Origin of the sequence: Arenibacter aquaticus (assembly GCF_003957295.1) — a bacterium.
In the GTDB taxonomy this organism is placed as follows: Bacteria; Bacteroidota; Bacteroidia; order Flavobacteriales; family Flavobacteriaceae; genus Arenibacter; species Arenibacter aquaticus.
This window is the reverse complement of sequence record NZ_RQPJ01000002.1, coordinates 56959-71277: the sequence shown is the minus strand read 5'-3', so window position 1 is coordinate 71277 and position 14319 is coordinate 56959. Positions and strand designations below refer to the sequence as shown.

Annotated in this window: 11 protein-coding genes; 4 read left to right on the top strand and 7 right to left on the bottom strand. The window is 41.0% G+C overall.

Translation table 11 applies throughout. The features are described from left to right. Window positions 1-99 precede the first annotated feature (99 nt). Window positions 100-2859, top strand: coding sequence for an outer membrane beta-barrel protein (locus EHW67_RS03350; protein ID WP_126160950.1), 2760 nt, complete (start codon window positions 100-102; stop codon window positions 2857-2859). A 264-nt stretch (window positions 2860-3123) separates the two neighbouring features. Here EHW67_RS03350 and EHW67_RS03345 read toward each other — a convergent pair whose 3' ends face one another. Genes EHW67_RS03345 through EHW67_RS03325 form a run of 5 tightly spaced genes read right to left on the bottom strand, consistent with a single transcriptional unit; the run spans window position 3124 to window position 6264 of the window. Next, on the bottom strand, window positions 3124-3912 hold the full coding sequence (locus EHW67_RS03345) for a TPM domain-containing protein (protein ID WP_126160949.1): 789 nt from the start codon (window positions 3910-3912) through the stop codon (window positions 3124-3126). Next, window positions 3893-4330, bottom strand: coding sequence for a TPM domain-containing protein (locus EHW67_RS03340; protein WP_126160948.1), 438 nt, complete (start codon window positions 4328-4330; stop codon window positions 3893-3895). Before EHW67_RS03340 ends, EHW67_RS03345 begins: the two co-directional genes overlap by 20 nt. 6 nt (window positions 4331-4336) lie before the next feature. After that, window positions 4337-4936 carry a LemA family protein gene (locus tag EHW67_RS03335; RefSeq protein WP_126160947.1) on the bottom strand — a complete coding sequence of 200 codons (600 nt, stop codon included), beginning with the start codon at window positions 4934-4936 and terminating at the stop codon, window positions 4337-4339. A gap of 21 nt (window positions 4937-4957) precedes the next feature. Then, the gene (locus EHW67_RS03330; RefSeq protein ID WP_126160946.1) at window positions 4958-5287 is read right to left on the bottom strand and encodes a MerR family transcriptional regulator; all 330 of its coding nucleotides are present in this window, start codon (window positions 5285-5287) and stop codon (window positions 4958-4960) included. After that, window positions 5287-6264 carry a M23 family metallopeptidase gene (locus EHW67_RS03325; protein WP_126160945.1) on the bottom strand — a complete coding sequence of 326 codons (978 nt, stop codon included), beginning with the start codon at window positions 6262-6264 and terminating at the stop codon, window positions 5287-5289. Before EHW67_RS03325 ends, EHW67_RS03330 begins: the two co-directional genes overlap by 1 nt. 104 nt (window positions 6265-6368) lie before the next feature. Between EHW67_RS03325 and alaS the strand changes: the two genes are divergently transcribed. From alaS to EHW67_RS03310, 3 genes are all read left to right on the top strand, one after another. Beyond that, window positions 6369-8984, top strand: coding sequence for an alanine--tRNA ligase (alaS, locus tag EHW67_RS03320; RefSeq protein ID WP_126160944.1), 2616 nt, complete (start codon window positions 6369-6371; stop codon window positions 8982-8984). 145 nt (window positions 8985-9129) lie between these two features. Continuing rightward, on the top strand, window positions 9130-10080 hold the full coding sequence (locus tag EHW67_RS03315) for a GSCFA domain-containing protein (protein WP_238389833.1): 951 nt from the start codon (window positions 9130-9132) through the stop codon (window positions 10078-10080). Between the two features lie 3 nt (window positions 10081-10083). Continuing rightward, window positions 10084-10695, top strand: coding sequence for a DUF4230 domain-containing protein (locus EHW67_RS03310; RefSeq protein ID WP_126160943.1), 612 nt, complete (start codon window positions 10084-10086; stop codon window positions 10693-10695). Window positions 10696-10711: 16 nt separating this feature from the next. Here EHW67_RS03310 and EHW67_RS03305 read toward each other — a convergent pair whose 3' ends face one another. Both EHW67_RS03305 and EHW67_RS03300 read right to left on the bottom strand, forming a co-directional pair. Continuing rightward, a complete protein-coding gene (locus tag EHW67_RS03305; protein ID WP_126160942.1) occupies window positions 10712-11977 on the bottom strand; it encodes a glucuronyl esterase domain-containing protein in 1266 nt (421 codons plus the stop codon). 60 nt (window positions 11978-12037) lie between these two features. Continuing rightward, window positions 12038-13789 carry an aromatic amino acid hydroxylase gene (locus tag EHW67_RS03300; protein ID WP_126160941.1) on the bottom strand — a complete coding sequence of 584 codons (1752 nt, stop codon included), beginning with the start codon at window positions 13787-13789 and terminating at the stop codon, window positions 12038-12040. Window positions 13790-14319 lie beyond the last annotated feature (530 nt).

The following is a 14319-nucleotide window of genomic DNA, read 5'->3' as shown; positions in this document are numbered from 1 at the left end:
TAGGGTCTTAAAGTTCTGTTAACCATTTGGGGTGTTGGTATCTGTTGATATATTTTTGAACACTTACCATTGTATCAAAACACTAGACACACTAACCAAATGACGAAAATTCTATTTTCTATCCTATTTTTATTTTCTATTGTATCCTATTCCCAAGACTTTAGTTTAAGCGGAAAAATCATTGATGCCACTACCAAGGAGCCCTTGGAGGCCTCTACAATTTATGCCGAGTCCTTAAAGGACAGTACTTTGGTGTCCTACACCATATCAGATCAGAAGGGGGCTTTTGAATTGGAAGGCGAAACTGGTCTCAAGGAAGTTAACGTAATTTTTAGCTACAACGGATATAAGCCGTTGGTGATGAACGTTTCGCTTAAAAAAAACGTGAACCTTGGTCAAGTGCAATTGGAAGAAATGGCAGAGGAGTTGGAAGGGGTATTGATTGTAGGGGACAGGGTTCCAATTACCATAAAAAAGGATACACTGGAATTTAATGCGGATTCTTTTAAAACCAAGCCAGATGCATCTGTAGAGGATGTACTTAAAAAACTGCCGGGCGTAGAAGTTGACAGCGATGGCAAAATTACGGTAAACGGTAAAGAGGTGGACCAGGTATTGGTTAACGGTCAGGTATTTTTTAGTAACGATCCCAAGGTGGCCACCAAAAGTTTGCCCAAGGATATTATTGATAAAATTCAAATTTCCGATACCAAGACCAAAGAACAGGAGTTTTCCGGTGAGGCCGGGGACGGAGAGAGTAAGACCATTAATTTAACTATAAAAGAGGATAAGAATAAAGGCTATTTGGGAAGATTGGCGGCCGGATACGGTACGGATGAAAGGTATCAGGTAAATGCCCTGCTCAACTACTTTAATAATAAAAAGAGGTTGAGTTTTATAGGTAGTTCCAATAATATAAATAACTCTGGGTTTTCCTTTGATGAAATTTATGACATGGTGGGCAATACCAGTGGAGGCTATTCCGGGGCACAGGAATCTGGACTGATCAACAATTTTGGCAATGGAATTACCACCTCTTCCAACCTAGGGGCCAGCTATGCCAATTCTGAAAAAGGAGTGTATGAGATAGATGCCAATTACTTTTTTGGATATAGTGATTCCTATAATGACCAAAAAACATCCAGGGAAAATATCCTGCCAGATAGCAGGTATTTTACAGAAAACGAATCTAATTTTGATGGGTCTACCAATTCTAACCGCGGGGCGGCAAATATTGAGTACGATGTGGATAAAACCCTTCGCGTTACGGTGCAGCCCTCTCTTAGTGTTAATAGGACCAATTCTATAAATAGAAACAGTACAGTCTCCATGGATGAGACTGGGGACCTTATCAATACAAACGATCGTACTACGGTGAACGATGGTTTTCAGCGGAATTTTTCCAATCGTATGGGGATTATGAAAAAGTTGGACACCATAGGGAAATTGATCAGCTTCTCTTTTTCCAATGACAATTCCCAGAACAGAAGTACTTCCAACCTTAACTCAACTAGAGAAGTATTTGGTGATGATCCCAGTGTGGAGGAGGTAAATCAGTTGTCCGACATCAATAATAGGAGGAATTCCTATGAATTGGAGGCGCGCTATAGGCATCCGTTAACTACTAAATTGTTCCTGGATGTTGGCTATGAATATAAAAATGACCAAAGGGACAACGCCAAAGATGTGATGGACTATGATGAGGACAGCAATGGTTATACCCAATTCAATGAAAGCTTGAGTTCCGATTTTAATTTTGGTAATATTCAGCAATCACCTTTTATCGGCCTACGGCACAATGGTGATAAATTGAACCTAAGGGTAAATGCCTCCTATGTGCTTACCGATCTTAAAAATGAGGATTTCCTTCAGGGAACTTCCTTTTCCAATTCGTATAAAAATTTATTGTTCAGAAGTCGTATAAGATATACCATGGGCAAGAACAGGCGCTTGTACCTGAGGTATAATTCTGGGCTTAGTATTCCTTCGGTAAATCAGTTGCAGCCTGTACCCAATGTAAATAATCCCTTAAATGTGGTAATTGGTAACCCTAATTTGTTGCCCAGTGTAAATCACGGAGTGGATTTGAATTATAGCAATTATAATTGGAAGGAACGCAGTGGGGTATTTATATATACAGGACTTGACATACAAAAAGATAAGGTTTCTGCGATTTCTACCACCGATGAGAATTTTTTAAGGACCACACGCTATACCAATATAGATGGTAATTACAGGGGGTATGGAGGTATTGGTTTTTCCAAGCAGATTAAAAAAGATAGTCTTTTTACCCTTAAATTTAACCTAAGACCAAGATTAAACTACGGGAGACAGGTGAGTTTTACCAACGGGGTGGAGCTTAAGGCAAAGACTTTTGACGTGTCGCCCTTCTTCTCCACTACCTATAATTACAAGGAGCTTTTGGAAATAGAACCTGGCTATGGTATAACGTTTAATAACACTAAGTACAATTTAGATAATATAGAGGATATAGAATATACTTCCCAAAATGCCAGCCTTAGGTTAACCTCGTTCTGGCCCAATAATTTAATTTGGGGCAATGATCTAAGGTATACTTATAATGGTAATGTGGGGCCGGGGTATAAAAAGGATGCCCTTTTTTGGAATATGAGCCTAGGTCTTCAATTAATGCAGGATAAAGGTACCTTAAAGGTCTTGGCCTATGATCTATTGGATCAGAATATTAATACTAGAAGGACAACTGGGGAAGATTTTATTCAGGACTATCAGGGTACCGTACTACAGCAGTATTTTATGGCGAGCTTTACCTATAAATTTGATCAGTTTGGTGGTAAAAAACCTAATACGGGTTCAAGGGGAAGACGTTATTATAATTAATAACGTGGTCTAAGAGGTATTTGCTTAGTCGATGATCGTATTTTAAAGTCTCCGGTTTGTTTCTGATTTCAGCTACCATCCCGTTTTAGCTATGTAGGATTTAGGGTCCCAGTTATGTCTTGGGAAAATTAACCTATTGATACATCATTACATTAGCACATTTGTAAATTGACTCATTACTGCATTAATACATTTCCAAATTAGCTAATCCTCAAATTAATAAATTGTTACATTGATCCATTATTACACTGGTAAATATAAAAACTACCAACCCCCGGAAGCACCGCCACCGCCAAAGCCACCGCCGCCAAAGCCTCCTCCGAAACCTCCGCCTCCTCCGAAGCCTCCGCCAGAAGAACCTGATCTATAGCCGCCACGGCCCATATTGCTGAGTACAATAATATCCCAAAGATCTACACCCCTGCGATTGCCTCCCTTGCCGCCACCTCTTCTTCCCTTATTGGAAAGTATAATGAGAATTATTATAAATATGATGAATGGGAGTAAGGTCTGTAATGGAAAACCAGGACTTTTGTCAAAACTGCGGTCCTCCTTGAATTCTCCATTGAGCACCTTAAAAATTGCATCCGCTCCTTGGTTAAGTCCGTCGTAATAGTTACCCTTCTTGAATTCCGGTATAATGACGGTTTCTATAATCCGTTTGGATAGTGCATCGGTCAATAGTGGTTCAATGCCATAGCCTGTATTGATGGCAATTTTACGGTCATCCCTTGCCAACAAGATTAAAATGCCGTTGTCCTCCTTGGCTTGTCCTATTCCCCAGGCATGTCCCCAGTTTGCACCTAGGAAGTTGATGTTTTCTCCTTGGGTAGAGGAGATAATGGCCGTTACGATCTGTGTAGAAGTGCTGTCCGAATAACGGATCAATTTTTGTTCCAGGCTAGTTTTTTGTTCGGCAGAAAGGAGGTTTATATAATCATAAACACTGGTTTGATCCTGAAGTTTTGGTTTTTCGGGAATTTTAAATTGGGCAACAGTTATGGAGAAGCTGCATAATACCAGGAATAAGAGACTACCCTTTAGATACTTCATTGCTTAATTCGTTGGTGTTATTATGTTGCCATGGGAAATGGGCCTCCAATTCTTTGCCGGCCATGAGTATACCTTCTATGATACCTTGTTTAAAATTTCCTTTCTTAAAATGATTTTCTAGAATAGTTTTGGTATTGTCCCAAAAATTATCGGGTACTACCCGGTTTATTCCCTTATCACCATAAATCACAAACTTCTTGTCATGTACGGCAATGTAGATCAATACCCCGTTTTCTTCCTTGGTATTGTCCATTTTTAAATAGTGGAATACTTCTTGGGCACGTTCAAAATGGGGTTTATTGGACATAGGTTCAATATGTACCCTTATTTCCCCGGAAGTATTTTTTTCCGCTTCAACTATGGCTTCAACAATTTCCTGTTCCTCATGGGGCGTTAAAAAATCTTCTACCTTGGACATCTTGTTTTAGTTGAATTCGAAATTCACGTCTGGAGCCTGCTCCGCCCCGGCTTCCGATTTGAAGTAGGCTAATTCGTCAAAATTAAATAAACCAGCCAAAACAGCGTTTGGGAAGGTTTTTATGTGATTGTTATAGGGTAAGACGCTTTCGTTAAAGCGATTTCGTTCTATATTAATTCTGTTTTCAGTGCCTTCCAATTGTGCTTGTAGTTCCAGGAAGTTTTGATTGGCCTTGAGGTCAGGGTAACGCTCTACGGTTACCAAAAGACTTTTCAGGGCACCGCTAAGTCCGCCTTGTACCTCATTGAATTGCGCCAGTTGCTCAGGGGTAATATTGCTAGGGTCTATGCTGACCGAAGTGGCTTTGGCCCTGGCCTCTATCACAGCGGTAAGGGTTCCTTTTTCAAAATCCGCTGCACCTTGAACCGTCTTAACAAGGTTGCCAATAAGATCGTTTCGCCTCTGGTAGGCGCTTTCTACATTGGCCCATGCCTGGGTAGAGGTCTCTTTAAGTTTAATGGCGGTATTGTTGAAACCAACAGCCCATTGGTACAAACCTATTCCTAAAACTGCAAGAATTATTACTGGAATTAACCATTTTTTCATGATCGGTGAATTTAGTGTTATTTATAGTTGGTTCTTTATTTTGATAAGCTCTGCCTTTACCTTTTCAAGTTTTTGTATTACGTCAAAGGTAGATAGGGTTTTTAATTTGTCTTCCTTGAGATGTATTTTGGCACCTTCCAAAGTAAAACCGCGCTCTTTGACCAGGTGGTAGATCAATTGAAGGTTTTTAATGTCCTGAGGCGTGAATTTTCTATTGCCCTTTGCATTTTTTTTTGGTTTTAATACGTCAAATTCTTTCTCCCAAAAACGGATAAGGGAGGCGTTTACATCAAAAGCATCGGCCACCTCACCAATACCATAATACCTTTTTTCCGGGAGATCTATATGCATTAATCCAGGGATTGATTTTCTTGATTTGCGTATTTCAACATATTTTCAAACTCTTCGGCAGACAAACTGCCGTAGTAGAAGTTGATAGGGTTAATTCGCTGATCATCCTTCCATACTTCATAGTGTAGGTGTGGGGCCTCTGAGCGCCCCGTATTGCCCACAAAGCCAATGAGATCTCCCCTTTTTACCTTTTGGTTTCTCTTAACGTTGTATTGGCTGAGGTGACCGTATAGGCTAAGGTAGCCATAACCGTGGTCTATTCTAATATGTTTTCCGTACCCGGATGAATTATTGTCCGCTCTAATAACTTTGCCATCCCCTGAGGCGTATACCGGTGTTCCCTTGGGTGAGGTGAAATCCATTCCCCAGTGCATTTTTCTGGCTTTGGTAAAAGGGTCCGAACGCCAGCCATATCCAGAGGCCATACGTGTAAGGTCTTCATTTTTTATGGGCTGTATAGCTGGTATGGCCGCCAATAATTTTTCTTTCTCCTCTGCTAGTTTGGTAATTTCATCCAAGGATTTGGACTGTATGACCATTTGTTTTTGTATGATATCGAGCCGTTTGGTAGTGGCAATTATCATTTCGGAATTATTAAAGCCCTCCAAGGATTTATACCTGTTTACCCCTCCAAAACCAGCTCTTCGTTGTTCTTCCGGAATGGGATTGGCTTCAAAGTATAATCTATATATATTATTGTCCCGATCTTCAATATTGGCCAATACCTGTTCTATCTGCTCCATTTTCTTGCTCAACAGCTCAAATTGAAGCTCATAGTTCTTTACCTCCCTCGCCAAAGATAATTCCCTGGGGGTGTTGACCAAGTTTGTGTTTAGGAGCAAAATAAGTCCCAAAAAGCCAGAGAGAAACGATCCAAGAAAAAACAAGGAAATATTCCGGTATTTTCTGGATTTTTTGGGTTCTATCTTGCGATAAGATAGAGTGTCAGGGTCGTAATAATATTTTACCTTAGACATGTATCTAATTTATCCTATTTTTGTGGTTACAAATATAGTTAATTGGCAATTAAGTAAAATGCTTTCTGCCAACTGTTAAATATATAAAAAGCTTACCAATATACATGAAATCCCAAGAAATTAGAACCAAGTTTTTAGAATTTTTTAAGGAAAAATCACATAAAATTGTTCCTTCCGCACCTATGGTGATCAAGGACGATCCTACCTTGATGTTTACCAATGCAGGAATGAATCAATTCAAGGAGTTTTTTCTTGGAAACTCAGTACCCAAACATACCAGGGTAACCGATTCCCAGAAATGCTTGCGGGTAAGTGGTAAGCATAACGATTTGGAAGAAGTGGGGAAGGATACCTACCATCATACCATGTTTGAAATGTTGGGCAATTGGAGCTTTGGGGATTATTTTAAGGAGGAAGCTATTTCATGGGCCTGGGAGTTTTTGACCGAAGTATGTAAAATAGACAAGGATAGTTTGTATGTTACCGTTTTTGAGGGTAGCACGGACCCCGATAAACTGGAACAGGACTCGGAGGCCTTGAAACTATGGAGTAAAATTGTGGACAAGGACAGGATCTTGTTTGGGAACAAAAAGGATAATTTTTGGGAAATGGGCGATCAAGGACCTTGTGGTCCCTGTTCAGAAATACATGTGGATATTCGTTCTGCTTCGGAAAAAGCCAAAGTTTCTGGAGCGTCTTTGGTAAATCAAGATCATCCACAGGTGGTGGAAATATGGAATTTGGTCTTTATGCAATACAACCGAAAGGCCAATGGGGAACTAGAAGCCCTTCCGGCAAAACACGTTGATACCGGTATGGGTTTTGAGCGACTTTGTATGGTGCTGCAAGGCGTGCAAAGTAATTACGATACCGATGTCTTTACCCCCTTGATCCGGGAAATAGAGACCATAACCAATTCCGATTATGGGAAGGATGAGCAAATAAATATCGCCATTAGGGTCATAGCAGATCATATTAGGGCGGTTTCCTTTTCTATTGCAGACGGACAATTGCCCAGTAATACTGGTGCAGGTTACGTGATCCGAAGAATATTGAGAAGGGCCATCCGCTATGGGTTTACTTTTTTGGACACCAAGGAACCCTTTATGTTCCGTTTGGTAAAAGTACTGTCCGATACTATGGGGAAAGCCTTTCCAGAAATTAAGGACCAACGTCAGCTAATAGAAAATGTAGTAAAGGAGGAAGAGCATTCCTTTTTAAAGACCTTGGACCAAGGGTTACTATTGCTAGATAATATAGTTTCGGGGAGTAAGGATAAAAAGATTGACGGTAGAAAGGCATTTGAGCTTTATGATACCTTTGGATTTCCTATAGATCTTACCGCTCTAATTTTGGGGGAAAGGGGATATGTATTGGATGAGGCTGGATTTGAAAAGGCTATGCAGGAGCAAAAAAATCGCTCTAGATCGGCATCCGAGGTGTCCAAAGAAGACTGGGTGGTATTGGCAGACGACCTTCAACAGGAGTTTGTAGGCTATGACAATTTAGAAACCACCGTAAAAATTGTAAAGTTTAGAAAAGTAACTTCCAAAAAGGAAGGTGAGCAATATCAATTAGTATTTAACCTAACGCCATTTTACCCTGAAGGTGGGGGGCAAGTAGGTGATAAAGGATATTTGGAGGCCTCTAATGGTAATGTTTTCTATATTCTTGATACGAAGAGAGAGAATAATGAAATAGTGCATTTTGCCAAGGAATTGCCCACTCACCTAGAGGAGAAATTTAAGGCAGTAGTAGATCAGAAACAACGCAAAAGAACGGCTAGCAACCACACCGCTACGCATTTATTGCATCAGGCTTTACGGGAAGTATTGGGAGAACATGTAGAGCAGAAAGGTTCAGCGGTGCATTCCAAGTACCTGCGATTTGATTTTTCGCACTTTGCCAAAGTAAGTGTAGACGAGCTGCAACAGATTGAAAGTTTTGTAAATGCCAGGATCAGTAATGGCCTGCCCTTGGAAGAACAGCGCAACGTGCCTATGGAAAAGGCCTTGGAAGAAGGGGCTATGGCCCTGTTCGGGGAAAAATACGGGGATACGGTGAGAACTGTCCGTTTTGGGCAATCTATTGAACTTTGTGGGGGTACCCATGTACAGAACACCGCCGATATCTGGCATTTTAAGATTAGATCGGAAGGAGCCGTGGCCTCTGGGATCAGGAGGATAGAAGCCATAACCTCGGATGCGGTAAAGGATTTCTATGCAGAGAGCAACAATACCCTATTGGAGATAAAAGAATTATTGAACAATGCCAAAGAACCAGTAAAAGCCGTGGCCTCCTTGCAAGAAGAGAATGTGCGATTGAAGAAAGAGGTAGAAAACCTCCTTAAGGAAAAGGCCAAAAATGTTAAGGGAGAACTGTTGAAGGAACTTACAGAAGTGAACGGAATCCAATATTTGGCCAAGAAGGTAGATTTGGATGCCCAAGGAATAAAGGATATATGCTTTGACATGGGCCAAAATAGGGATGACCTGTTTTTGCTTTTTGCCTCAGAAAAGGACGGAAAGGCTATTTTGTCTTGTTATATTTCCAAGGAATTGGTGGGTGACAGAAAGTTAAATGCCGGGACCATAGTTAGGGAATTGGGGAAATTTATCCAAGGTGGAGGTGGCGGTCAGCCATTTTTTGCTACTGCCGGCGGTAAGAACCCTGCCGGGATAATGGAAGCCTTGGAAAATGCAAAGAGTTATCTTGGCTAGACTGTCCCTGTTATTGGGAAGTATGTAGAATATTGGGATGCGGTATCCAATTTTAAATGATATGGCACTGTATCAACTAAACAATATGGTGATACAGTAGCTTTATAGTTCAACGGCAAACGAATATATCAAAGAAATTGAGAAGATGATGAAGTTACAGACCCAAATACCTTTATCTGAAGAAGGTCCCAAAATAGATTACCATAGTAAATTACTTTTGTTGGGCTCCTGTTTTGCGGAGAATATTGGGGATAGGTTTCAGCATTATAAGTTTCAATCGCTCGTAAACCCATTTGGGATCCTCTACCAAGCAACGGCTATACATAAGGTTGCCAAAAAAGTGGTCTCCGGAACTGAATTTCCAGAAGAACATTTGGTGTTTTCCAATGAAAAATGGCAAGCATTGGATGTGCATTCAGACCTAAGTAGATCGGAAAAAACCGAAACCTTGCAGGCCATAGAAAATGCTTCGAGCAGTACGACTGATTGCCTTAACGGGGTAACCCATGTAATAATTACTCTGGGGACGGCTTGGGCTTACAAGTATAAACAAACCAACTGTATTATTGCCAATTGTCATAAAGTGCCCCAGAAGAATTTTGAGAAAATATTGCTGGACACTTCTTCTATAGCCAACGCTTTGTTGGATACTATTTCTTTGCTACAGAGCAGGGTTCCCGGGGTTAAGGTTATCCTTACTGTTTCTCCCGTACGCCACTTAAAAGATGGATTTGTGGAAAATCAGCGTAGTAAGGCCAATTTAATTAGCGCTGTCCATGAGGTGCTGGGCAAATTGCCCCAGGCATCCTATTTTCCGGCATATGAGATTATGATGGACGAATTGCGGGATTATCGCTATTACGATAGGGATATGGTACACCCCAATTCATTGGCCATTGATTATATTTGGGAGAAGTTTATATCGGTATGGGTAGCCAAGGAGGTATTGCCCCAAATGGATAAGGTGGCAGCTGTGCAAAACGGATTGAACCATAGGCCTTTTAATCCGGAATCGGACAAGCACCGGCAATTCTTAAGGAAGCTTGACCAAAAAATTGCGTACCTTCAGAAGCAGTATCCTTATATGAAATTTTAGTGCATGAAGAAAATACTGATAGGGGTAGTCCTTACCCTGGCCGTACTGTTCATTTATCGTTCTTGTATAGAAAGGAGGGAAGAACAGTCGATACTTAAAGAAAATTCCATGCTCATCCAAGAGCAGATAAAAAAGGTTTCCAAACTTATAGTTTCCGAAGGTCATTTTGCAGAAGTGTACAATTACAAGGACTCCCAACAATTATTCGGACCCTTGCTAACGGCCGATAAAAAAGCATTGGTGGTGGTTAATGCAGAAGTGACCGTGGCCTATGACCTAAGCCTGATTGAGTTTGAAATGGACGAGAAAACCAAAACATTGAGAATCCTGAACATTCCAAAGCCCGAAATAAAAATAAACCCGGATTTTGAGTATTACGATGTAAGTTCGGATTTTTTAAATCAGTTCAATGCCGATGACTATAACAAGATTAAGCATAATGTTAATGCCTCCCTTCTGAAAAAGGTAGAGTCGTCTTCCCTTAGATCCAATGCAGAAAACCGGTTGTTGAGTGAACTTTCCAAATTTTTGTTGATTACCAATTCCATGGGTTGGACATTGGTGTATGGTGATAGGAACATAGATAATTTGGATGCCTTTCGGTTTTTGGATTAGACACGGCTGTCCTTACTTACTTTACAAAGGTATCTGCCCATTTTATATAATTTTCCCAATCATAATCGGTAACATCGTGTTTACCGCTGCGGATGTGATATGAAACCGTGCTGTGGATAGGTTCATTGACCTTGGGCATTTGCATGTGCTCTATGCCTTGTTTATTATACAGATCCCACACCGGAGACGCATAGTAGGCAGAAAGAAATTCTCCTTTGGGATCTGCCCATTGATCTTCTTCTGCGCTGGCCACATATAGGGGTCGTGGGGCAATAAGGCTTAATAATTGGTGTTGGTCCACTACCAGGGCTTCCTCGTTATTATTAAATTGCTTAAAATTATCACAGAACCAGTGCGGAAAGGAATGGTTTATTTTCTCGATGGTCTCCCCAAATTTACGCTTGGAGAGGGCGGCGCCCCCACATCCGGAATTGTTAGAGATAACCCCTGCAAATCGCTGATCTGTGGCTCCAGCCCATAAAGATGTTTTTCCCAAACGGGAATGGCCAAAAGCAATGACCTTGTTTGCATTGACATCCTTGTCTTTTTCAAAATAGTCCAATGCCCTGGACATTCCCCAGCTCCATGCAGCAATACTGCCCCATTCGTCCGGTTTTGGCTGGGTTTGGTTTTTGTTGTACAAAAGGGAATGGATGCCGTCTGAGAAATCGTTTGTGTCCGGGTCTACCTCCCCATAATAAATGGTAGCTAGGCCATAGCCTGCTTTCAGAATTTTTTCAATGGCCCAGCGATGGGTTCTCTTGCCTCTGGATGCCTCGTCCAAGCTATTATTTTTAATGCCAAAGGATTCGTTGTTACGGGTCCAAGCCGTTGAAATTAAGACAGCCTCGTCATTGGTAATGGTGTGATTTCCGTAAAAGTTATATCCCAAAAATAATGGGGGATTTTGTTCCTCTTTAGGTAGATAGAGGAGGATGGTAAAACTAAGGGATTTGTTGTTGTGCTTAAAACTGAGAGCTATCTGTTTTCGTTTGGCCTTGCCATTCAGGGCATTGCTATCCTCTTCTAAAACGGTATAGGAGTCTATCTCGAGGGTTTTTGGTATCCTGCCGTACACCTTGTTTTTAAAATAATGCAGTAATTCCGGTCTTCTTACTTTTTCCCATTTTTTAACGGAATTGATTTTTTTCCCTTTAAATGTCAATAACGCATCGGGTACCTTAAAATTAGGGACCTTGCTTTCGTCATAGACGGTTTGGGATTGTACGATACTCATGGATAACATGAAAATGATGAAGCTAAAACTTATAAGGCGTTTCATTTTGGTTTGTTTATGGTCGGATCATAAATATAGTGATTCCCCTTGAAAGTTTATTGGCAGTTAGCTTACCAAGCTTTTATTCACCAGTTCTAGGCCATCATCAATTAAATTTCCAACTTTTGGTTTGTGCTGTTTTACACTTTCCAAGTGTAGTATTAGAGCTTCTGAAAATCTTTCATCCCCATTGATTTTTGCCAATTCATATAGCTCAATAGCCAACAGCCAGTCTTGAGGGAAATGGGTTTTAAGTTCACGGAACACCTTGTTTCTGGATATGGTAGTATTGGTGCCTTCCCTAAAATCCCTGACCTGTTGGTACAATTGTTCCAATTGCTGTTTTTCCTTGGTTTTAGTGGCTTTAATGGTGGGTTCACTAAGCTGGTGGGTTACCAGGTCAAAACTTCTTAAATCTGCCGGACCGTTAAATACGGATACTACCTGTTCCCCAACGGCCATATGATAAAGACCTTGATCCGAGTTAAAGAGTATAGTATCATGGTGGCTTACCGTACAGTTGGCCAGTGTAATAAGGATAATTTCCCCTTTTAGGTTCCTGGTCCCGGTAATGATTTTTCCTTGAACCTTGATGTTGCCAACAAATTCTAGGGAAACAGCCTCTCCCTCATAAATGTTATATGCCTGCAAATCGCGAGGGCTCATATCCTCAATGGCCAAATTGATGCCTTTTAGTTTGCCTATGGGAGAGCCAAATCCATTGGGGTGTTGTTGGGTGCCGTGGCCTATTAACTCCTTTTCCCTGTATGAAAGGGCAGTGTTTCCGTTGGTTTGTAGGTAAATGGGCTTGCCCTCATAGTCAATTACATGGCTTAGGTGCCCGGATATTTGTAGGCCCGTGCTAAGTTCTACCGTGCCCAATTCCTTGGAGTTGATTAGTTTTTGTAAGCCGCTAAGGCCACCTTTTCGCAAGGCCATGGTATTTGCAAATTCCTCCAATACCTGACTGAGGTAAGCAAAATCTGGGGTAACAAAAAGTTGTGGTTGTGGTTGCGTAATATCAAAGGAGGTATGTGCCGCCTTGATGGAATAGGGTAATTTAAGAACCTTGTTGCTCATACACCATGCACTTTCACCAATTGAGGATAATAAGCCAGCGCCGTATATTTTAGGTTTGTCCAGGCTGCCTATAAGGCCGTATTCCACCGTCCACCAATGTAGGTTTCTTATAAGGGCCATCTCACTGGGTTCTCCCATATCTTCCTGTAATGCCTCAATCTTCTTTTGGGCCTTATCTATAAGGTCTTGGGGGGTGCCTTCCGCTTCTTTTATAATGGACAAATGTCTTACTGCCTCATATAGTTCATAGTCCTTGGCACTGGATATGGCTTTAGAGCCTATTTCTCCAAACCGCCTTAAATATTCTGCGTATTCTGGATTGGCGATGATAGGCGCATGCCCAGCTCCTTCATGGATGATGTCTGGTGCAGGTGTATATTCTATATGGTCCAATTGTCTAATGTCCGATGCAATAACCAGTACATTGTAGGCCTGGAATTCCATAAAAGCTGAGGGGGGTATAAAGCCGTCTACGGCTACGGCTGCCCAACCTATTTCCTTTAGAATACGGTTCATGCCGTACATATTGGGAATGTAATCTATAGAAATTCCTGTCTTTATTAGGCCATCCATGTAGCTTTTGTGTGCCGCTTTGCTGAGGTAATCTACATTCTTTCGCATTACATAGCGCCATACTGCCTGGTCTATGGAAGTATAGTCCTCATAATTCTGAGGTTTAATATATTGCTTCAGGTGTTTGGGAAGCCTATCCAATATGTAGTTGCTCTTAAAAGTCATCTCGGTTTGTTTAGTATGGATTTTATTTAAAAGATAATTCAATAGACAGAAGACGGGTCTGTAAATGTTAAGGCTTCTGTTGTTTAAGGTGTAGAAGAGTGGTTTTTATTCAGTTGTCTCAAGCTTCCCATTACTACTGTTTGAGGTTGCCTTTCTTGCTCAAATAACCTTGTTCTACCCAATTTATTGACATTTAGTATCATCATACTCACATTATTAAAGATACAAAATGCCTCTATGTTCCCCAAGGGGTATCATTAATTATGAAACGGGTAGAAGTGGTAAACAAATCTTGTACATTCTTATCGTAGGATAGGGTCTATTTTTGATGTCCTGGTTCCGCTATTTGGTATTGTTCAACATGTTTAGGCAACTAGGATATGACGCTTGTTCTGGGAAAGAGACGGACTTCTTTTTGCCAAGAACAACAAAAAAAAATCCCCTACCGAAAAAGTGATAGGGGATTTCTTGGGGGATTTTAATCTAAATTGTCCTATGTATAAGTACAAACATTTAAGTTGGGCAATGCG

Bases quoted from the DNA above. Each gene is read 5' to 3' on its own strand.
- EHW67_RS03310 (WP_126160943.1), top strand. From the start codon at position 10,084: ATGAAGAAAATACTGATAGGGGTAGTCCTTACCCTGGCCGTACTGTTC.
- EHW67_RS03300 (WP_126160941.1), bottom strand. From the start codon at position 13,789: ATGACTTTTAAGAGCAACTACATATTGGATAGGCTTCCCAAACACCTG.
- EHW67_RS03340 (WP_126160948.1), bottom strand. From the start codon at position 4,330: ATGTCCAAGGTAGAAGATTTTTTAACGCCCCATGAGGAACAGGAAATT.
- EHW67_RS03345 (WP_126160949.1), bottom strand. From the start codon at position 3,912: ATGAAGTATCTAAAGGGTAGTCTCTTATTCCTGGTATTATGCAGCTTC.
- EHW67_RS03315 (WP_238389833.1), top strand. From the start codon at position 9,130: ATGATGAAGTTACAGACCCAAATACCTTTATCTGAAGAAGGTCCCAAA.
- EHW67_RS03305 (WP_126160942.1), bottom strand. From the start codon at position 11,977: ATGAAACGCCTTATAAGTTTTAGCTTCATCATTTTCATGTTATCCATG.
- EHW67_RS03350 (WP_126160950.1), top strand. From the start codon at position 100: ATGACGAAAATTCTATTTTCTATCCTATTTTTATTTTCTATTGTATCC.
- alaS (WP_126160944.1), top strand. From the start codon at position 6,369: ATGAAATCCCAAGAAATTAGAACCAAGTTTTTAGAATTTTTTAAGGAA.
- EHW67_RS03335 (WP_126160947.1), bottom strand. From the start codon at position 4,936: ATGAAAAAATGGTTAATTCCAGTAATAATTCTTGCAGTTTTAGGAATA.
- EHW67_RS03330 (WP_126160946.1), bottom strand. From the start codon at position 5,287: ATGCATATAGATCTCCCGGAAAAAAGGTATTATGGTATTGGTGAGGTG.
- EHW67_RS03325 (WP_126160945.1), bottom strand. From the start codon at position 6,264: ATGTCTAAGGTAAAATATTATTACGACCCTGACACTCTATCTTATCGC.